General features: G+C 74.7%; 16 protein-coding genes and 1 tRNA gene. 10 read left to right on the forward strand and 7 right to left on the reverse strand.

Annotation, left to right across the window (positions count from 1 at the left end; translation table 11 throughout):
- Positions 1-41 precede the first annotated feature (41 nt).
- From thrB to argS, 5 genes are read right to left on the reverse strand one after another with little or no spacing between them, the layout of a single operon-like run.
- Positions 42-953, reverse strand: coding sequence for a homoserine kinase (gene thrB / locus ACI79A_RS12720; protein WP_457083642.1), 912 nt, complete (start codon positions 951-953; stop codon positions 42-44).
- Positions 946-2040, reverse strand: coding sequence for a threonine synthase (gene thrC, locus ACI79A_RS12725; RefSeq protein WP_457083644.1), 1095 nt, complete (start codon positions 2038-2040; stop codon positions 946-948). Before thrC ends, thrB begins: the two co-directional genes overlap by 8 nt.
- On the reverse strand, positions 2037-3338 hold the full coding sequence (locus tag ACI79A_RS12730) for a homoserine dehydrogenase (protein WP_457083646.1): 1302 nt from the start codon (positions 3336-3338) through the stop codon (positions 2037-2039). Before ACI79A_RS12730 ends, thrC begins: the two co-directional genes overlap by 4 nt.
- A complete protein-coding gene (gene lysA, locus ACI79A_RS12735) occupies positions 3335-4840 on the reverse strand; it encodes a diaminopimelate decarboxylase (protein ID WP_457083648.1) in 1506 nt (501 codons plus the stop codon). Before lysA ends, ACI79A_RS12730 begins: the two co-directional genes overlap by 4 nt.
- Complete coding sequence (argS, locus tag ACI79A_RS12740) at positions 4837-6498, reverse strand: arginine--tRNA ligase (RefSeq protein ID WP_457083650.1); 1662 nt, start codon at positions 6496-6498, stop codon at positions 4837-4839. The genes lysA and argS overlap by 4 nt, the downstream gene beginning before the upstream one ends.
- Before the next feature lie 295 nt (positions 6499-6793).
- Here argS and ACI79A_RS12745 point away from each other — a divergent pair, with 295 nt between their 5' ends.
- The 3 genes from ACI79A_RS12745 (at position 6794) to ACI79A_RS12755 (ending at position 8318) form a co-directional block, all read left to right on the forward strand.
- Positions 6794-7498, forward strand: coding sequence for a DUF3105 domain-containing protein (locus ACI79A_RS12745; RefSeq protein WP_457083652.1), 705 nt, complete (start codon positions 6794-6796; stop codon positions 7496-7498).
- The gene (locus ACI79A_RS12750; RefSeq protein WP_457083654.1) at positions 7498-8172 is read left to right on the forward strand and encodes a DUF305 domain-containing protein; all 675 of its coding nucleotides are present in this window, start codon (positions 7498-7500) and stop codon (positions 8170-8172) included. The genes ACI79A_RS12745 and ACI79A_RS12750 overlap by 1 nt, the downstream gene beginning before the upstream one ends.
- A gap of 74 nt (positions 8173-8246) precedes the next feature.
- Positions 8247-8318, forward strand: a tRNA-Arg gene (locus tag ACI79A_RS12755).
- 77 nt (positions 8319-8395) lie between these two features.
- On the opposite strand, the gene ACI79A_RS12760 is transcribed toward ACI79A_RS12755, so the two are convergent.
- The gene (locus ACI79A_RS12760) at positions 8396-10033 is read right to left on the reverse strand and encodes an ABC-F family ATP-binding cassette domain-containing protein (protein ID WP_457083656.1); all 1638 of its coding nucleotides are present in this window, start codon (positions 10031-10033) and stop codon (positions 8396-8398) included.
- Between the two features lie 49 nt (positions 10034-10082).
- Positions 10083-11087: an adenylate/guanylate cyclase domain-containing protein gene (locus ACI79A_RS12765; protein ID WP_457083658.1), complete on the reverse strand. Its 1005-nt coding sequence runs from the start codon at positions 11085-11087 to the stop codon at positions 10083-10085.
- A gap of 262 nt (positions 11088-11349) precedes the next feature.
- Here ACI79A_RS12765 and ACI79A_RS12770 point away from each other — a divergent pair, with 262 nt between their 5' ends.
- The 7 genes from ACI79A_RS12770 (at position 11350) to ACI79A_RS12800 (ending at position 20276) form a co-directional block, all read left to right on the forward strand.
- Positions 11350-12366, forward strand: coding sequence for an ABC transporter ATP-binding protein (locus ACI79A_RS12770; RefSeq protein WP_457083660.1), 1017 nt, complete (start codon positions 11350-11352; stop codon positions 12364-12366).
- Positions 12363-13115 carry an ABC transporter permease gene (locus ACI79A_RS12775; protein ID WP_457083662.1) on the forward strand — a complete coding sequence of 251 codons (753 nt, stop codon included), beginning with the start codon at positions 12363-12365 and terminating at the stop codon, positions 13113-13115. The genes ACI79A_RS12770 and ACI79A_RS12775 overlap by 4 nt, the downstream gene beginning before the upstream one ends.
- A 19-nt stretch (positions 13116-13134) precedes the next feature.
- Positions 13135-13935: an ankyrin repeat domain-containing protein gene (locus ACI79A_RS12780; RefSeq protein WP_457083664.1), complete on the forward strand. Its 801-nt coding sequence runs from the start codon at positions 13135-13137 to the stop codon at positions 13933-13935.
- Between the two features lie 154 nt (positions 13936-14089).
- On the forward strand, positions 14090-18007 hold the full coding sequence (locus ACI79A_RS12785; protein WP_457083666.1) for a multifunctional oxoglutarate decarboxylase/oxoglutarate dehydrogenase thiamine pyrophosphate-binding subunit/dihydrolipoyllysine-residue succinyltransferase subunit: 3918 nt from the start codon (positions 14090-14092) through the stop codon (positions 18005-18007).
- 17 nt (positions 18008-18024) lie between these two features.
- Positions 18025-18210, forward strand: a complete 186-nt coding sequence (locus ACI79A_RS12790) for a DUF6104 family protein (RefSeq protein ID WP_457083668.1) — start codon at positions 18025-18027, stop codon at positions 18208-18210.
- An 87-nt stretch (positions 18211-18297) separates the two neighbouring features.
- The gene (locus ACI79A_RS12795) at positions 18298-19491 is read left to right on the forward strand and encodes a multidrug effflux MFS transporter (protein ID WP_457083670.1); all 1194 of its coding nucleotides are present in this window, start codon (positions 18298-18300) and stop codon (positions 19489-19491) included.
- Positions 19492-19571: 80 nt separating this feature from the next.
- Positions 19572-20276, forward strand: a complete 705-nt coding sequence (locus ACI79A_RS12800) for a metal-dependent hydrolase (protein ID WP_457083672.1) — start codon at positions 19572-19574, stop codon at positions 20274-20276.
- The last annotated feature ends 62 nt before the right edge of the window (positions 20277-20338 follow it).

Genomic DNA, 20338 nt, shown 5'->3' on the forward strand with positions numbered 1-20338 from the left:
TCACGCCACAACACCGGTTGCCACCAGTGTGTTCCCGGGCATCACAACCGTACCGCACGCCCCGTCCCGTGGACGACGGCGCCGTCGCCGTCCACCGACAGGGGCATGCGGCGCCACCCGTTCGGGGTGTGCCCGGCCAGGGCGTCGACCGCCTCGGGGCCGGGTGCGAGCACCAGGACGCACGGCCCGGCGCCGGAGACGACCGCGGCGTGCCCGTCGGCGCGCAGCCGGGCGAGCAGGTCGGCGCTGTCGGGCATCGCGGGGGCGCGCTGCGCCTGGTGCAGCCGGTCCTCGGTGGCTTCGAGCAGCAGGTCGGGGGCGGCGGTGAGCGCGTGCACGAGCAGCGCGGCGCGCCCGGCGTTCGCGGCGGCGTCGGCGTGCGGCACGGAGGCGGGCAGCAGCCCGCGGGCCAGGTGCGTCGAGAGGGTCGCCCCGGGGACGAAGAGCACCGGGGTGACCTGCGGCCGGACCGCCAGCCGCACCGCGCGGGCACCGGCCGGGGTGCTCCAGGACAGGGTCGCCCCGCCCAGCAGGCAGGGCGCCACGTTGTCCGGGTGCCCCTCCAGGGTCGAGCACAGCCGCAGCACCGCGGCCTGGTCGATCTGGTCGACGTCGGGGCACAGCGCCCAGGCGGCGAGCACCCCCGCGGTCACCGCCGCGGCCGAGGAGCCCATCCCGCGCCCCTGCGGGATGCCGTTCGTCGCGGACAACCGGAGACCGGGAGGCGACCAGCCGAGCTCCGCGCACGCGGCCCGGAACGCCTGCACGACCAGGTGCGACTCGTCGGTGGGCAGGTCGGCCTCGCCCTCCCCCGCCACGGAGACCGTCAGGCCGCCCTCGGTGACCGCAAGCTCCAGCTCGTCCCAGCAGGTCAGGGCCAGGCCCGCGGAGTCGAACGCCGGCCCGAGGTTGGCGCTGGTGGCCGGGACCCGGATGCGGACGCCGTCAGCCACCGGTGGTGAGGCCCAGCTGGGCGGCGGCGGCCGCGGCGTCGACCGGGACGGTGACCGGGGCGGGTGCGCCCGAGATCGCCCACTCCGGGTCCTTGAGGCCGTTGCCGGTGACCGTGCAGACCACCCGCTGGCCGGGCTCGAGCCCGCCCGCCTCGGCGACCTGCAGCAGCCCGGCGACCGAGGCTGCGGACGCCGGCTCGACGAAGACCGCCTCCGAGCGGGCGAGCAGCCGGTACGCGGCGAGGATCGCCCGGTCGGTGACCGCGTCGATCCGGCCGCCGGACTCGTCGCGGGCGGCCAGCGCCTTGGTCCAGGACGCCGGGTTGCCGATCCGGATGGCGGTGGCGATGGTGCTGGGCTGCTCCACGACCCGGCCGGTGACGATCGGCGCCGCGCCGGCCGCCTGGAAGCCCCACATCCGCGGGGTGCGGGTGGCCGGGCCGTCGGCGGCGTACTCGCGGTAGCCCTGCCAGTAGGCGGTGATGTTGCCGGCGTTGCCGACCGGCAGGCAGTGGACGTCGGGGGCGTCGCCGAGGACGTCGACGATCTCGAACGACGCGGTCTTCTGGCCCTCGATCCGGTACTGGTTGACGCTGTTGACCAGGCTCACCGGGTAGTCGATGGCCAGCTTGCTGGCCAGCGCCAGGCAGTCGTCGAAGTTGCCCTCGACCTGCAGCAGCTTGGCCCCGTGCACCAGCGCCTGGGCGAGCTTCCCGGTGGCGATCTTCCCCTGCGGGACGAGGACGGCGCAGACCAGCCCGGCGCGCGCGGCGTAGGCGGCGGCGCTCGCGCTGGTGTTGCCGGTGGAGGCGCAGATGACCGCCTGCGCGCCCTCCTCCAGCGCCTTCGTGATCGCCATGGTCATGCCGCGGTCCTTGAACGACCCGGTGGGGTTGGCGCCCTCGACCTTCAGGAACACCTCGCACCCGGTGCGGCGGGAGAGCTCGGCGGCGGGCACCAGCGGGGTGGCGCCCTCCTGCAGCGTCACCACCGGGGTGCTCTCGCTCACCGGCAGCCGGTGCCGGTAGGCCTCGATCAGCCCCGGCCAGTACGGGGAGACCGCTCCCCGGAGTCCCGCAGTGGTCATGACAGCCCCTCCACGCGCAGCACGCTCGTCACGCCGCGGACGGCGTCCATCTCCCGCAGCCGGCTCACCGTCGTCGCCAGGGCGGCGTCCGGTGCCCGGTGGGTCACGATCACCAGAGTCGCGGCGTCGCCGTGCCCGTCCTGCCGGACGGTGGCGATGCTGACCCCCTGGGCGGCGAACTCCTGGGCGACCGTGGCCAGCACGCCCGGGACGTCGGCGACGTCGAGGCTGACGTGGTAGCGGGTGGGCGTCTCGGCCATCGGCCGCACGCCCAGCCCGGCGTACCCCGTGGTGCCCGGGCCTGCGGCGCCGGTCAGCCGGTTGCGGGCCACCGCGACCAGGTCGCCGAGCACGGCGCTGGCGGTCGGCTCGCCCCCGGCCCCCTGGCCGTAGAACATCAGCTCGCCGGCGGCGTCGGCCTCGACGAAGACGGCGTTGAAGGCGCCGCCGACCGCGGCCAGCGGGTGCGTGGTCGGGATCATCGCCGGGTGCACGCGGACGGCGATCGAGTCCTCGCCGCCGCCGTCGGCGGCCGGCACCCGTTCGCAGATCGCCAGCAGCTTCACCGTGCAGCCGATCTCCGCGGCCCGGGCGACGTCGCTGGCCGAGACCGCGGCGATCCCCTCCCGGTACACGTCGGAGGAGCTCACCGGGGAGTGGAAGGCCAGCGAGGCGAGGATGGCGGCCTTCGCGGCGGCGTCGAACCCGTCGACGTCGGCGGTCGGGTCCGCCTCGGCGTACCCGGCCTCGGTCGCCTCGGCCAGCGCCTCGCCGAAGCCGGCGCCGGTCTCGGCCATCCGGGACAGGATGTAGTTCGTCGTGCCGTTGACGATGCCGACGACGCGGCGCAGCTGGTCACCGGCGAGCGACTCGCGCAGCGGGCGCAGCAGCGGGATCGCCCCCGCCACCGCCGCCTCGTAGTAGAGGTCGACGCCGGCCTCGGCGGCGGCGGCGTGCAGCGCGACGCCGTCCTCGGCCAGCAGCGCCTTGTTCGCGCTGACCACCGACTTGCCGGCACCGATGGCGGCCAGCAGCAGGGTGCGGGCCGGCTCGATACCGCCGATCACCTCGACCACCAGGTCGACGTCGTCCCGGGTGACCAGGGCCTCGGCGTCGGTGGTCAGCAGGTCGGCGGGGACTCCCGGGTGCCGGTCGGGGCGGCGGACGGCGACGCCGGCCACCTCCACCCGGCGTCCGACGCGGGCGGCGAGGTCGTCGGCCTGCTCGGACAGCAGCCGCAGCACCGCGCTGCCGACGGTGCCGCAGCCGAGGAGGGCGACCTTCAGGGAGTCACTCACGAGCGGGCTCCAGCGGGGTGCTCGGGGGCCGGCTGGTCGATCGCCGGCGAGGGGGCGGGGACGGACGCGAGGACGGCGTCGAGGGCGAACACGTCGGCCAGTGTCTGCCGCCGGACGATCTCGGTGGCGGCGCCGTCCCGGACGGCGACGACCGGCGGCTTGAGCAGGTAGTTGTAGTTGCTCGCCATCGACCAGCAGTAGGCGCCGGTGGCGGCGACGGCGAGCAGGTCGCCGGGCTGCACGTCCGACGGCAGCCACAGGTCGCGGACCAGCACGTCGCCGCTCTCGCAGTGCTTGCCGACGACGCGGCACAGCGCCGGTGGGGCGGTGGAGGTGCGGTTGGCCAGCACGCAGGTGTAGGAGGCGTCGTAGAGGGCGGTGCGGATGTTGTCGCTCATCCCGCCGTCGACCGAGACGTAGTTGCGCACCAGCGGGGCACCCGGGGTGCCGCTGGAGCCCAGCCGGACCGGCTTGATGGTGCCGATCTCGTACAGCGTCACGGTGCCCGGCCCGGCGATGGCCCGCCCGGGCTCCACGGCCAGCCGGGGCACCGGGAGCCCCAGCTGGGCGCACTCCGCGGCGACGACGGTGCGCAGCTTGGCCGCGACGTCCCCGGGGGTGACCGGGTCGTCCTCGGGCAGGTAGGCGATGCCGAACCCGCCGCCGAGGTTGAGCTCGCCGAGCACCTCGCCGGTGGCCTGGTGCACCTGCCCCAGCAGGCCCACCACCCGGTGCGCGGCGGCCTCGAAGCCGGCGGTGTCGAAGATCTGCGAGCCGATGTGGCTGTGCAGGCCGGCCAGGTGCAGCGCCGGCTCCCGGATCACCCGGACCGCGGCGGTCAGCGCGTCGCCGGTGGCCAGCGAGAAGCCGAACTTCTGGTCCTCGTGGGCGGTGGCGATGAACTCGTGGGTGTGCGCCTCGATGCCGACGGTGCTGCGGATGAGCACCGGCACCGGCGTGCCGCCGGCGGCGACCCGGGCCTCGGCCAGCGGCACCAGCCGCTCGATCTCGTCGAAGGAGTCGAGCACCACGTGGCCGATCCCGGCGTCGACGGCGAGCTGCAGCTCGACCAGCGACTTGTTGTTGCCGTGCAGCGCGATCCGCTCGGCCGGGAAGCCGGCGGCCAGCGCGACGGCGAGCTCGTTGCCGCTGCAGGCGTCCAGGAACAGGCCGTCGTCGGCGATCCAGCGGGCCACCTGCCCGCACAGGAACGCCTTGGAGGCGTAGTGCACGTCGGCCGGCAGCTGCGGGTCGGCGAAGGCGGTGGCGAAGTCCGCGGCGCGGCCGCGGAAGTCGCCCTCGTCCAGCACGAACAGCGGTGTGCCGTGGTCCCGGGCCAGCTCGGTGACCGGCCGGCCGCCCAGGTGCATCTCGCCGTCGACCCGGGTCGCCGAGCGCGGCCAGACGTGCGGGTCGAGCGCGCCGAGGTCGGTGGGCGGAGCGCCCGCGGCGGGGGGCGGGGTCAGCGTGCCGTGCAGCGGACCGGCCGGGTGCGCCCTCACATCCGCTCCGGCGCGGAGACCCCGAGCACGCCCAGGCCGTTGCGCAGCACCGTGGCGGTGGCTGCGCACAGCCACAGCCGAGCGGTGGTCACCGGGGTCGCCTCCTCGTCGCCGCGAGGCAGCACCCGGCAGGAGTCGTAGAACCGGTGGTAGGTGCCGGCCAGCTCCTCCAGGTAGCGGGCCACCCGGTGCGGCGCGCGCAGCTCGGCGGCCGAGGCGACCACCTGCGGGAACTCCGCGAGCGCCCGCAGCAGGTCGCTCTCCCGCTGGGTCTCCAGGAGCGCGGTGTCGACCGCACCCGCCTCGCCCAGCCGCAGCCCCAGATCCGCCGCTCCGCGCAGCACCGAGGAGATCCGGGCGTGCGCGTACTGGACGTAGAAGACCGGGTTGTCGTTGGTCTTCCGCGTCCACGCGTCCAGGTCCAGGTCGATCTGCTGGTCGACCGAGGCCCGGGCCAGGGCGTACCGGGCGGCGTCCGCGCCGATCGCGTCGACCAGGTCCTCGAGGTTGACCACCGTGCCGGCCCGCTTGCTCATCCGCACCGGCTCGCCGTTGCGCACCAGGTTCACCAGCTGGCCGATGAGGATCTCCAGGTTGGTGGCCGGGTCGTCACCCATCGCCGCCACCAGCGCCTTGTACCGGCCGACGTATCCGGTGTGGTCGGCGCCGAGCATAATCACGACCTTGTCGAAGCCGCGCTCCCGCTTGTCCAGGTAGTAGGCGCAGTCGGCGGCGAAGTAGGTGGGCTCGCCGTCGCTCTTGACCAGCACCCGGTCCTTGTCGTCGGCGAAGTCGGTCGTGCGCAGCCACACCGCGCCGTCGGCCTCGTAGACGTGCCCCTGCTCGCGCAGCCGGGCGACCGCCTTCTCCAGCGCGCCGCTGTCGTGCAGCGTCTTCTCCGAGAAGTAGGTGTCGAAGACGACGCCGAACCCGGCCAGGCTGCGCTTGATCTCGGCGAACATCAGGTCGACCCCGCGCACACGGAAGCGCTCCTGCTGCTCCTCGGCGGGCAGCTCGAGCACACCGGGCTCGGCGGCGACGACCTGGGCAGCGATCTCGCCGATGTAGTCGCCGGCGTAGCCGTCCTCGGGCACCGGCCTGCCCAGCGCCGCGGCCTGCAGGCTGCGGGCGAACCGGTCGATCTGCGATCCGGCGTCGTTGAAGTAGTACTCGCGGGAGACCTCGGCCCCGCTGGCGGTCAGCAGCCGGCCCAGCGCGTCGCCGACCGCCGCCCAGCGGGTGCCGCCGATGTGCACCGGGCCGGTGGGGTTGGCCGAGACGAACTCCAGGTTCAGCCGCTGCCCGGCCAGCACCTCGGTGCGCCCGTAGGCCTCCCCCGCGGTCACCACCCGGACGGCGATCTGCCCGAGGGCGTCCTTGGCCAGGGTCACGTTGAGGAAGCCGGGGCCGGCGACGTCGACCGCCGCCACGCCCTCGTGCTCGCGCAGCTGCCCGGCCAGCAGCTCGGCCACCTCGCGCGGCGGCCGCCCGGCCGGCTTGGCCAGCCGGAGCGCCACGTTGGTGGCGTAGTCGCCGTGCTCGGGGTTCTTCGGGCGCTCGATGACGACGTCCTCCGGGACGGCGACGGCGAGGTCGCCGCGCTCCACGGCCGCCGCGACAGCGGACCGGACGACGTCACTGAGCTGCTCGGGTGTCACCCGGCGAGCGTACTGAGCGGCTCGGCGGCCCGGAGCGGGCACAGGTCGGCGACCTCCGGGGCGCGGTCGGCGACCTCCAGGGAGCGCACAGGTCGGCGACCTAGACTCGCCCCCGCCCGGGCCAGGCCCCGGCAGCGACCTGCGGGGGCACCAGGCACCCGCGGAGCAGCACCGCAGCGAGGAGAGGCAGTTGGCCAAGGACCCCAAGCCCGGAACCGGTCGCCCGTCCGGCGGCGCCTCCCGCGGGGGGTCGGGGGCCCAGCGGTCCGGCGGGCGCGGGCGCACCCGTCCGCCGGTGAACGTGGTCGCCCCGCAGCGGCCGTGGGGGCTGATCGCCGCGGCGGTCGCCGTCGCCGTCTTCGCCGCCGCCATCCTCACCTACGCCGTCATCACGGTGAACCGGTCCAACGCCAACCGGATCACCTCCGCCGACCAGCTCGAGGGGCTGGAGACCTACGAGTACGCCGGCGCCGAGCACGTGGTCACCGGGGTCGACTACACCGAGACCCCGCCGGTGGGCGGGCCGCACGACAACGAGTGGGCCGACTGCACCGGCACCGTCTACGACGTGCAGATCCGCCCGGAGAACGCGGTGCACAGCCTCGAGCACGGTTCGACCTGGATCACCTACGACCCGGACCTGGTCAGCGACGACGACCTCGCGACGCTGGAGGAGCTGGTCGACGGCCGCGCCGGGCTGATGCTCTCCCCGTGGCCGGGGCAGGGTGCCCCGATCAGCCTGCAGTCCTGGAACCACCAGCTCACCGTCGACTCCGCGACCGACGAGCGGGTCGAGCAGTACGTCGACTTCTTCACCCTGAACGCCCAGTTCCACCCCGAGCCGGGCGCGAGCTGCGACAACCCCGCGTTCCTCAACGAGCCGCTGGCCGTCGGGGACGCGAGCCGCTACGCCGGCACGAGCGACCAGTCGATGACCGACGTGCCCAGCGACGCCCCGGTGAGCTCCACCCCCGCCGGCGCCGGCGACCCGACGCCCTGATGACGGCACCGGCGACCGCGGACACCACCCCCGGACGGTCGCGCTGGCTGACCGCGCTGCTGATCAGCGTGATCGCCGTCGGCATGCTGGTGGCCGGCGGCGGGCTGGCCGTGGCGCTGGGCATCGGCGCCGAGGAGACCCCGGCCGAGGACTCGGTGGACGCCGGGTTCGCCCGGGACATGTCCCGCCACCACCTCCAGGCGGTGCAGATGGCCAACCTGGCGATCACCCGCAGCGAGGACCCGGAGGTGCAGCAGCTCGCCTTCGACATCTCGGCCACCCAGACCAACCAGGTCGGCCGGATGCAGGGCTGGCTGTCGCTGTGGGGCCTGCCGCTGACCAGCGGTGAGGTCATGGGCTGGATGGACGACGGCGCGATGGACCACTCCGACCACGGCGGCGAGAGCGCTGCGCTGATGCCCGGCATGGCGACGGACGCCGAGCTGGCGCAGCTGCGCACCGCGATCGGCACCGAGTTCGACGTGCTCTTCCTGCAGTTGATGACCCGGCACCACCAGGGCGGCCTGGAGATGGCCCAGTACGGCGCGGAGCACGCCCAGCGGGCCGCGGTCCAGCGGCTGGCGGAATCGATCGCGCAGAGCCAGACGGCGGAGACCGCGACGATGGCCGCGATGCTCCGCGAGCGCGGCGCGGCACCGCTGCCCTTCCCCTGACCCCACCGGCTCGGCCGACCACCGGGACTGGTAGCTTCTTCTCCGGCGCCGAGCGATCGGGCGCCGCGGCACGAGCCCCCGTAGCTCAGGGGATAGAGCACTGCCCTCCGGAGGCAGGGGCGCAGGTTCGAATCCTGCCGGGGGCACCCACAGCCCCAGGCTCACCGCAGCACCGACACCGCCCGCCCGGCCACTGGCCGGGCGGGCGTCGTCGTTCCCGGGCTCAGGCCTCTCGCACCGCTCCGCCGTCCACCAGCAACCGCCGCGTCGTGTGCACCGCCTCGAGCATCCGCCGGTCGTGGGTCACCAGCAGCAGCGTGCCCGGGTAGTCGGCCAGCGCCTGCTCCAGCTGCTCGATCGCCGGCAGGTCCAGGTGGTTGGTCGGCTCGTCGAGCACCAGCACGTTCACCCCGCGGGCCTGCAGCAGCGCCAGCGCCGCCCTGGTGCGCTCCCCCGGCGACAGCGTGCCCGCCGGGCGCAGCACGTGGTCGGCGCGCAGGCCGAACTTCGCCAGCAGCGTGCGCACCTCGGCGTCCGGCTGGTCCGGCACCTGCCGGCCGAACGCCAGGGCCAGCGGCTCGTCGCCGAGGAAGAGCCCGCGGGCCTGGTCGACCTCGCCCAGCCGCACACCGGGGCCCAGAGCGGCGGTGCCGGCGTCCAGCGGCAGCCGGCCCAGCAGGGCGGCGAGCAGGGTGCTCTTGCCCGACCCGTTGGCGCCGGTGATCGCCACGCGGTCGCCCCAGTCGACCTGCAGGTCGACCGGGCCCAGGGCGAACCCGCCACGCCGGACGACGGCGCCGCGCAGCGTCGCCACCACGGCACCGGCCCGCGGCGCCGCGGCGATCTCCATCCGCAGCTCCCACTCCTTCCGCGGCTCCTCGACCACCTCGAGGCGCTCGATCCGCCGCTCGGTCTGCTTCGCCTTCGCGGCCTGCTTCTCCGAGGAGGACCGGTTGGCCGCCTTGATGTGCTTGTCGCCGTCCTTGGACTTCTTGATCGAGTCCCGGACGCCCTTCGCCATCCAGTTGCGCTGCATCCGCGCCCGCGACTCCAACGAGGCCTTGGTGTCGGCGTACTCGTCGTACTCCTCGCGGGCGTGCCGGCGGGCCACCTCGCGCTCGACGAGATAGGCCTCGTAACCGCCGTCGTGCACCCGGACCAGCTGCTGGGCGAGGTCGAGCTCCACCACCCGGGTGACGGTGCGGGCCAGGAACTCGCGGTCGTGGCTGACCAGCACCACCCCGGCCCGCAACCCGGTGACGAACCGCTCCAGCTGGTCCAGCCCGGCGAGGTCCAGGTCGTTGGTCGGCTCGTCGAGGAGCAGCACGTCGTAGCGGGACAGCAGCAGCGAGGCCAGCCCGACCCGGGCCGCCTGACCGCCGGAGAGCCCGGTCATCGCGGCGTCCAGGGCGACGCCGGGCGCGACGGTGGCCACCACCTCCTCGGCCCGCTCGGCGAGGTCGGCACCGCCCAGGGCCAGCCACCGCTCCAGCGCGTCCCCGTAGGCGTCGTCGGAGCCCGGGGTCCCGGCGGTCAGCTCCTCGGTCGCGGCGTCCAGGGCCTGCTGCGCCGCGGCGACGCCGGTCCGGCGGGCGAGGGCGTCGAGCACCGTCTCGCCGGGGCGCCGCTCGTGCTCCTGGGGCAGGTACCCCACGGTGGCCGAGGGCGGGGAGAGGACGACGTCCCCGGACTCGGCGGGCTGCTGGCCGGCCAGGGTCTGCAGCAGGGTGGACTTGCCGGCGCCGTTGACGCCCACCAGGCCGACGACGTCGCCGGGGGCCACGACGAGGTCGAGGCCGGTGAACAGGACACGGGCGCCGTGGCCGGCGGCGAGGCCGCGGGCCAGCAGGGTGGCGGACACCCGCACATCGTGCCCACCGCTCCGGGCGGCGGTCGACCGGGTTCCCCGGTCAGTCCCCGCCGGCCGGTGGCTCCTCGGTGCCGCGCCCGAGGACGTCCCGGGCGATCTCGTCGAGCAGCTCCTCCAGCGCGGCCACGCCGGGTGGGGCGCCGTCCTCGCGGCGACGGACCAGCCAGGGCTGCAGCTGGTCGTAGCCGCGCACCGAGACCTGCCGCAGGGGGCGGACCCGGTAGGCCGGCGAGCCGAGCAACCGGCGGGCGAGCTCGCGGTCGACCAGCACCGTCGACGGGTGCGCGATCGAGGTCAGCCGGCTGGCCAGGTTCACCACCGGCGAGTAGACGTCGCCCAGCCGGGTGAGCACCGGACCGTAGGCCGCCCCCACGCGCAGCGGCGGGCGGTCCTCGGCCGACCACTCCACCGGCAGCCGCAGCGCGATCTCCACCGCGTCGACGGCGTCGGCGCAGGTGAACAGCACCCCGTCGCCCACGGTCTTCACGACCCGGCCGCGGTGCCGCGCGATGACGTCGGCGGCCAGGCCCTCGAAGTCCTCGACCATGACGCCCAGCTCCCGGCCGCCCATGCCACGGCTGCGGGAGGTGTAGCCGACCAGGTCGGCGAAGCCCACCGCCAGCTCGCGGCGGTCGGCGCCGGAGGTGAGCACCAGCCGCCCGGCGTTCGCGGCCAGGTGCCGCCGCCACACGTAGTCCTGCAGCTCGCTCATCAGCGGCAGCAGCGCCTCGGTGGAGCGCAGCACCTCGGCCGCGACCCCCGCCTCCACCCCGGCTCCGGCGTCCGCACCGGCCTCGGCGAGCCGGGCCGCGAGCAGGTCGGTCTGCCAGTCAGCGAGCCGGGACAGCGCCTGCCCCATCGCCCGGGCGATGGACGCCTCGGTCTGCGGGTCGACGAAGCCGGAGTCGATCAACGCCGACAGCCGGGCCAGCGCGGTCACGTCGGCGTCGGTGAACGCCGGGTCGTCGTCGGCGACGTCGGCGAAGCCGAGCGCGCGCCACAACCGCTGGGTGCGCTCGGCGGGCATCCCGGCCAGCTCGGCCACCTGTCGGCGGGTGTACCGGCGGGGGCCGGCGAGCAGCAGCCGCTCGAGCTCCTCCCGGGCGGCCGCCGGCAGTCCGGGGGGCTCGCCCGGGCCGGTCTCCGTCAGCGGTCGGCCCGCGGGGGCCGCGGGCGCCCGGCGGCGGCGCGGGAGGCGTTCACGAGGGCGGAACCTACCAATCCGGCGTCCGCACTGTGCCGGCGGTCACGCCCCGGCAACGCCACGCCGCACACCCCGGGGCACCCCGCGGCGCATCCGGTTGCGCTTGGATGAGCGGCGGAGTGCGCGACCCCGCCGACCCCAGGAGCCCGAGATCGCCAGCCCCAGCAGCGTCCGGACCGACCCCGTACGGGTCGAGGTCCGCGGCCTCACCAAGTCCTTCGGTGCCGTCCGCGCCGTCGACAGCCTGAGCTTCACCGTCGAGCCCGGCCAGGTCACCGGGTTCCTCGGTCCCAACGGCGCCGGCAAGACCACGACGCTGCGGATGGCGCTGGGCCTGATCACCCCCGACAGCGGGACGACGACCTTCAACGGCACGCCCTACGCCCAGCTCTCCGAGCCCCTGCGCCGGGTCGGTGCGGTGCTGGAGACGGCGTTCCACCCGGCCCGCAGCGGCCGGGACCACCTGCGCGTCTACGCCGCCGCCGCGGGGCTGCCCGCCGTCCGTGCCGACGAGGTGCTGGCCCGGGTCGGGCTGGGGCCGGCCGGCAAGCGGCGCGCCGGCGGCTACTCGCTGGGCATGCGCCAGCGCCTGGGGCTGGCCACCGCCCTGCTCGGCGACCCGCAGGTGCTGGTGCTCGACGAGCCGGCCAACGGGCTGGACCCGGAGGGCATCCAGTGGCTGCGCGGCTTCCTGCGCCACCTGGCCCACGAGGAGGGCCGCACGGTCCTGGTCTCCAGCCACCTGCTCGCCGAGGTGGAGCAGACCGCCGACCGGGTGGTCATCGTGGGCGCCGGCAGGCTCGTGCGCGAGGGCTCGCTGGCCGATCTGCGCGGTGGCTCCGGCGGCGGCACGGTGCTGGCCCGCAGCCCCCAGGTGGTCCAGCTGGCCGAGCTGCTGCGCGCCGCGGGTGCCACGGTGGCGCCCGCCGGGCCCGACGGGGTGGCCGTGGGCGGGATGGCCACCGACGAGGTGGGGCACCGGGCCTTCACCGGCGGGATCGAGCTGCGCGAGCTGCGGGCGCAGACCAGCGGCCTCGAGGAGGTCTACTTCCGGCTCACCGCCGGGCAGGAGCAGTACGCGGCGGGTTCCCCGGCGCAGACCGAGGGGACGGCCCGATGACCCGGCTGGTACGCGCCGAGTGGCTCAAGCTGGTGACCACCCGCGTCTGGATCGGGCTGCTCATCGGCGCCTGCGTGCTCTCCGGCGGCTTCGCCGCCCTGTTCACCGCTCTGGCCGGGCAGGAGGGCGGCCCGGCACCGATCGGCACCCCGATGTACGAGCAGCTGGCGCTGGGGGCGGCCGGCCAGGCCGCCATCCTCTCGCTGGTGCTGGGGATCATCGGGATGACGCAGGAGTACCGGCACCGCACCGCCACCCCCACGTTCCTGGCCACCCCACACCGCGGCCAGGTCGTGATCGCCAAGCTGATCGCCTACCTGACGGCCGCGATCCCCTTCGCGCTGGCCGCCTGCGCGACGGCCGTGATCGTGGTGGTCGCCTACGCCGGGGCGCGCGGCGCCGCACCGTCACTGACCGGCGACAACCTCGAGGTGCTCGCCGGCGCGACCGTCTCGATCGTGCTCTACGCGATCATCGGGGTCGGGGTCGGCGCGCTGTTCCGCAACCAGGTGGGCGCGATCGTCGGCTCGCTCGTCTACCTCTTCGTGATCGAGAGCATCGTCGGCGGGATCACGGCCATCTCCGAGATCTACAAGTGGCTGCCCGGCGGGGCGGCGGCCGCGCTCACCGCCGTCAACGAGGGCCCCGACCTGCTCAACCAGTGGCAGGGCGGCCTGCTGCTGCTCGGTTACGGCCTGGTGGCCGCGGTGCTGGGCACCCTGCTGGCGGTCCGCCGCGACGTGGTCTGACCTCGCGATGACGCCCCGGATGACCGCGCAGCGGCTGGCCCTGCTGATCGAGGCCGGCGACCCGGCCGAGGTGCGCAGAGCTGTCACCGGACAGCCGCAGCTGCTCGCCGCGACCGTCGAGCGCGGCGGGGAGGACGGCTGGACCCCGCTGCACCTGGCCGTCGCGGCCGGGCGGCCGGAGGTCGTCACCGAGCTGCTCGGTGCCGGCGCCGACCCGGGTGCGACCACCGAGGAGGGCCGCACGCCGCTGCAGGTCGCGCTCACCGACGCCCCGGAGCTGGTCGTGGTCCTGCGCGAGCTGGGCATCCCGGTCGACGCCGCGACCGCCGCCTTCCTCGGCGACGTCCCGGCGCTGGTGGCGCAGCTGGACGGCGGCGCGCCGCTGCACGACCCGACGGCCGGCACCAGCCTGCTCACCTGGGCCGCCCGGGGCGGCTCGGCCCCCGCCGCACGGCTGCTCCTGGGTCGCGGTGCCGCTCCGGACGGCGAGGCGCTGCACGCCGCCTCGGCGGCCGGAGCCGCGCCGGTCGTCGGCCTGCTGCTGGCCGCCGGGGGCCCGGTCGACGCGCGCGACCCCGACAGCGGCCGCACCCCGCTGCACAGCGCGGTCGCCGGCGCGGGCGCGGGTGCGCCCGCCACGGTCCGCCTGTTGCTGGCGGCCGGGGCCGACGTCGACGCCACCACCGCCGACGGCGCGAGCGCACGGGACATCGCCCAGGTGACCCGCGCCCGCAACGGGGTGGGAGCCGCTCCCGGCAGCGGCCCGACGGCCGTCGACGAGGTGCTGGAGCTGCTGCTCGCGGCGGGAGCCGGCAGATGACCCACCCGCCGCCCGCGGGGCCCCTGGGACCGGTGAGCCGGGACACGTGCGGCACCTCACGTCGGACGATCCGCGGCAGAGGGGGCGGGCGTAGAGTCGGATCCCGGTCCAACGACGTCCACCGACGAAGAAGGCACTCCGCCCCGTGTCAAGCGTGAGCTCATCCCAGCCGTCCGCCTCCAACAGCAACCCGGTGGCGGGCTTCGGCACCAACGAGTGGCTGGTCGAGGAGATGTACCAGCAGTACCTCGCCGATCCACGCAGCGTGGACCAGGCCTGGCACGACTTCTTCGCCGACTACCGGCCAGGCAGCCCGGTCGCCGACGGGCAGGACCGGCCGCCCGCCGGCTCGTCCGCGACGGACGAGCCCTCGGCGCCGACGCCCGGCGCCGTCCCCACCGCGACGAGCTACGCCTCCCCTGCACCCGAGCGCGAGGTCACCTCCCGCGCCACCCCGGCTGCCGCCGCACCGCAGGCGCCCGGCACGGGGTCGGCCCCGGCCGCTCCGCCGGCCGACGCGGCGGCGCCGGCCGACCGGCCCAGCACGTCAGCCCCCGGCACCGAGGAGCAGGTCTCCCGGGCCCCCATCGCCGACCCCCGCTCGGAGGGAACCGTGGTCAACCGCGCCGCCGAGCGCGCCTCGCAGCAGCAGCCCGCCGCACCGGCCAAGCCGGCGGCCAAGCCCGGCGCCGCGAAGCCGGCCGCCGACGCCGGCGAGGGCCCGACGCGCACCCCGCTGCGCGGCGCTGCCGCGAGCGTGGTCAAGAACATGAACGCCTCGCTGACCGTCCCGACGGCCACGAGCGTGCGTGCGGTCCCGGCCAAGCTCCTGGTGGACAACCGGATCGTCATCAACAACCACCTGGCCCGCGCCCGCGGCGGGAAGGTCTCCTTCACGCACCTGATCGGCTACGCGCTGGTCCGGGCGCTGGACGCCTTCCCGAACATGAACAACTCCTTCGCCGAGGTCGACGGCAAGCCGGTGCTGGTGCGGCCCGAGCACGTCAACTTCGGGCTGGCCATCGACCTGCCCAAGCCCGACGGCTCCCGCTCCCTCGTGGTCGCCTCGATCAAGGCCGCCGAGACGATGGACTTCGCGGAGTTCTGGGGCGCCTACGAGGACATCATCCGCCGGGCCCGCGCCAACAAGTTGACGATGGACGACTTCTCCGGCACCACGGTCAGCCTGACCAACCCGGGCACGATCGGCACCAACCACTCGGTGCCGCGGCTGACCACCGGTCAGGGCACGATCGTCGGCGTCGGGGCGATGGACTACCCGGCCGAGTTCCAGGGGATGAGCCCCGAGGCGCTGGCCGAGATGGCCGTCTCGAAGATCATCACGCTCACCTCGACCTACGACCACCGGGTCATCCAGGGCGCGGAGTCCGGCGACTTCCTGCGCCGGATGCACCAGCTGCTGCTGGGCGAGGACGGCTTCTACGACGACGTCTTCCGCTCCCTGCGGGTGCCCTACGAGCCGGTCCGCTGGGTGCCGGACAAGCGGGTCAGCCACGAGGGCCAGATCGACAAGAACGCCCGCGTCATCGAGGTCATCGAGGCCTACCGGCGCAACGGCCACCTGATGGCCGACACCGACCCGCTCGAGTTCAAGGTCCGCACCCACCCCGACCTGGACATCGTCCAGCACGGGCTGACGCTGTGGGACCTTGACCGGCAGTTCCCGGTCGGCGGCTTCGCCGGCGAGCGGACCATGCTGCTGCGCGACATCCTCGGCGTGCTGCGCCAGTCGTACTGCCGCACCGTCGGCATCGAGTACATGCACATCACCGACCCCGAGGAGCGCCGCTGGCTCCAGGAGCGCATCGAGGTCAAGCACGACCAGCCCACCCGGGAGAAGCAGAAGCGGGTGCTCGGCCGGCTGAACGCCGCGGAGGCGTTCGAGACCTTCCTGCAGACCAAGTACGTCGGGCAGAAGCGCTTCAGCCTCGAGGGCGGCGAGTCGGTCATCCCGCTGCTGGACGAGGTGCTCACCTCCTCCACGGAGCACGGCCTCGACGAGGTCGCCATCGGCATGGCCCACCGCGGCCGGCTGAACGTGCTGGCCAACGTGCTGGGCAAGAGCTACTCGAAGATCTTCGGGGAGTTCGAGGGCAACATCGACCCGGGCACCGTCCAGGGCTCCGGCGACGTGAAGTACCACCTGGGCGCCGAGGGCACCTTCGAGCACGACGGCCGGCAGCTCGCCGTCTCGCTGGCCAGCAACCCCAGCCACCTGGAGACGGTCAACCCCGTCCTCGAGGGGATCGTGCGGGCCAAGCAGGACATGATCGACAAGGGCGAGGGCGGCTTCACCGTGCTGCCCGTGCTGCTGCACGGCGACGCGGCCTTCGCCGGTCAGGGCGTGGTGCAGGAGACCCTGAACCTCTCGCAGCTGCGCGGCTACCGCACCGGTGGCACCGTGCACGTGGTCATCAACAACCAGGTCGGCTTCACCACCAGCCCGGCCCAGTCGCGCTCGACGCTCTACTCGACCGACGTCGCCCGGATGATCGGCGCCCCGGTCTTCCACGTGAACGGCGACGACCCCGAGGCCTGCGTGCGGGTCGCCCGGCTGGCCGTCGACTACCGGCAGGCGTTCAACAAGGACGTCGTCATCGACCTGGTCTGCTACCGCCGGCGCGGGCACAACGAGGGCGACGACCCCTCGATGACCCAGCCGCTGATGTACGACATCATCGACCGCAAGCGCTCGGTGCGGAAGCTGTACACCGAGGCGCTGGTCGGCCGGGGCGACATCACCCTCGCCGAGGCCGAGGAGGCGCTGAAGGACTACCGCGACCAGCTGGAGCGGGCCTTCGCCGAGACCCACGACGCCCGGGACTCCTCCACGCCGGAGCCGGTGATGGACCCGCGGTCTCCGCAGGAGATGACGGTCGACACCGCCATCACCCGCGAGGTGCTCAAGACCATCGGCGACGCGCACGTCTCGCTGCCGATGGACTTCACCGTGCACCCCAAGCTGCAGCGGATGCTGGATCGCCGGGCGGCGATGGCCAGCGAGGGCGGCATCGACTGGGCGATGGGCGAGCTGCTGGCCTTCGGGTCGCTGCTGATGCAGGGCGTGCCGGTCCGGCTCGCCGGTCAGGACTCCCGGCGGGGCACGTTCGTGCAGCGGCACTCGGTGCTCATCGACCGGGAGACCGCCGCCGAGCACACCCCGCTGGCGCACCTGACCGAGGACCAGGCGAAGTTCTTCGTCTACGACTCGCTGCTGAGCGAGTACGCCGCGCTCGGCTTCGAGTACGGCTACTCGGTGGCCAACCCGAAGGCGCTGGTGCTCTGGGAGGCCCAGTTCGGTGACTTCGTCGACGGCGCGCAGATGGTCATCGACGAGTTCATCAGCTCCGGCGAGGCGAAGTGGGGGCAGCGCTCGGGCGTCGTCCTGCTGCTGCCGCACGGCCTGGAGGGCCAGGGCCCCGACCACTCCAGCGGGCGGATCGAGCGGTTCCTGCAGCTGTCGGCCGAGAACAACATGACGGTCGCCAACTGCTCGACGCCGGCGAACTACTTCCACCTGCTGCGCCGTCAGGCGCTGTCGGAGGTGCACCGCCCGCTGGTGGTGTTCACGCCGAAGTCGCTGCTGCGCGCCAAGGCCGCGGTCAGCTCGGTCGAGGACTTCACCGAGCAGCGGTTCCGCCCGGTCCTGCCCGACCCGGGGGTCGGCGGCGCGCCGCTGGACCCCGCCGGGGTGCGCCGGGTGCTCCTGTGCAGCGGCAAGGTCAGCTACGAGCTGCTGTCCCAGCGGGAGTCCGAGGGCCGCACCGACACCGCGATCCTGCGGGTCGAGCAGCTCTACCCGTTGCCGGCCGAGGAGATCACCGAGGCGCTGGCGCAGTACCCGAACGCGACCGACGTCGTCTGGGCGCAGGAGGAGCCGGCGAACATGGGCGCCTGGCAGTTCATGGCCTGCAACCTGCCCGAGCACCTGACCGGGGGCCGGACGCTGCGCCGGGTCTCCCGGAAGGCCTCGGCGAGCCCGGCGGTCGGTTCGGCGAAGGTGCACGAGGTCGAGCAGCGTCAGCTGGTCGCCCAGGCGTTCAGCGACTGACCCGCGGGAGCACGGCCGTGTACTTCACCGATCGCGGAATCGAGGAGCTGGCGGGCCGGCGGGGCGAGGAGGAGGTCAGCCTCGCCTGGCTGGCCGACCAGCTGCAGGCCTTCGTCGACCAGCACCCGGACTTCGAGGTCCCGGTCGAGCGGCTGGCCACCTGGCTGGCCCGCGGCGGCACCGACGACCTCGACGACGAGTGACGCGGGACGACGCATGACGCGGGACGACGCATGACGGGCGCTCCCTCCGTCCGCCCGCGGAGGGAGCGCCCCGCAGGCCGGGGCCTGATGGTCCTGCTGGGTGCCCTGTCCGCCTTCGGTCCGCTGTCGATGGACCTGTACCTGCCGGCGCTGCCCACCCTGGAGCGCGAGTTCGACGCGGGGCAGTCGGCCACCCAGCTGACGCTGACCGCGGTCGCGCTGGGGCTGGCCCTCGGTCAGCTGGTCGTCGGCCCGCTGTCGGACCGGCTCGGGCGACGCGTCCCCGTGCTGGTCGGGGTGGGCGCCTACGCACTGGCCTCGCTGCTGTGCGCCCTCTCCCCCGACGTGTGGGTGCTGTCGGCCATCCGGTTGCTCCAGGGCGTCGCCGGGGCAGCCGGCATCGTGCTGGCCCGGGCGGTGGTCCGGGACCGGCTGGAGGGTGCCGAGGCCGCCCGCGCCTTCGCGGTGCTCGCCTCCATCATGGGCGCGGCTCCGGTGCTCGCCCCGGTGGCCGGTGCGCAGCTGCTGCGGTTCACCGACTGGCGCGGTGTCTTCGTCGCGCTCACCGGCATCGGGGTCGTGCTGTTCCTGGCCAGCCTGTGGCGACTGCCGGAGACGCTGCCGCCGGAACGGCGGGTCGCGGGCGGGTTCCGCACCACCGCCACCAACGCCAGGCAGCTGCTGAGCCGTCGGGCCTTCCTGGCCGCGGTGCTCGCCCAGGGGCTGGGCTTCGGCACCCTGTTCACCTACATCTCCAGCTCCTCCTTCGTGCTGCAGTCGGGCTACGGGCTCACCGCCGCCCAGTTCAGCGCTGTGTTCGCCGTCAACGGGATCGGCATCGTCCTGGCCGGGCAGGCGTCGCGGCTGCTGGTCCGGCGGCTGGGCCCGCGCACGCTCCTGGTGACCGGGCTGAGCGTGGAGGTGCTCGGCAGCGCGGTGCTGGTTGTCGCCGCGCTGGCCGGAGCGGGCCTGCCGGTGGTGCTGCCGGCGCTGTTCCTCGTGGTGTCGGCCAACGGGCTGGTGCTGCCGAACGCGACGGCGCTGGCGATGGCCGACGCCGCCCGGATGGCCGGGACGGCGTCGGCGCTGGTCGGCACGGCGCAGTTCGCCCTGGCCGGGCTGGGCGCTCCCCTGGCCGGGCTCGGTGCTCCCGGCACGTTGCTGCCGATGGCCGTGGTGATGGTCGGCTTCGCCTCCCTGGGGTGGCTGGCCGCCGTCGTCCTGGGCCGGGTGCGTGCCGCGGCCGGCAGCGACCAGGAGCAGGTGCGCACGGCGGCCTGACCGGCTGCACGGTCACCCGCGGCGGGGCCACGTCCGCGCGCCTCCCCCGCGACTGCGGACCCCGGCGGCACGCTCCGTGCGTGCTCGGTCACTCCCATGCGCTCTCCGGCCTGGCCGCCGGCGCCGCGACGCTGCCCTGGGCCCCCGTCGAGGGAACGGTCGCCCAGGTGGCCTGGGTGGCCGCCGCAGGCGGGTTCGCGATGCTGCCCGACCTGGACCAGCGCGGGTCGACCATCTCCCGGATGTGGGGGCCGCTCACCGACCTGCCGTCCGGGCTGGTCAACACGGTCGCCCGCGGGCACCGGTGGGGCACGCACGACGCCGTGCTCGCGCCGCTCGCCTTCGCGCTGCTCGCCGCCGCCGCCGCCTGGCAGCGCTGGTCGAGCCTGCTGCTGCTCGCCCTGGCCATCGGGCTGGCGCTGCGGGCACTGCACTTCGTCATCCCCGGCCGGGCCGAGAACACCGTCCTCGGCAACCTGGTGATCTCCTGGGGTGGGGCCTGGTTGCTGCTCGCGCACAGCCCCAGCCCGGCGTGGCTGCCGTGGGCGGTCGTCGTCGGGGTGCTGACGCACATCGCCGGCGACGGCCTCACCAAGGAAGGCGTGCCGGTCCCGGTGTTCTGGCTGCTGCGCCGTGCGCGGCTCAACCCGGTGCACCTGCGCACCGGCACGACGCTCGAAAAGGCGGTCCTGGCCCCGCTGTTCGGCGTCGCGACGCTGGTCTTCCTCTACCTGAACACCGGCGCGCGCGAGCTGGTCGACCCGCTGCTGGCGCGGCTGGGCTGACCACCACCCCCCGGAGGAGGCCGGCCCCGCCGTGCGGCCCGGTCCACCGGGCCAGGCCCTAC

The organism is Modestobacter sp. SYSU DS0657 (assembly GCF_054050925.1).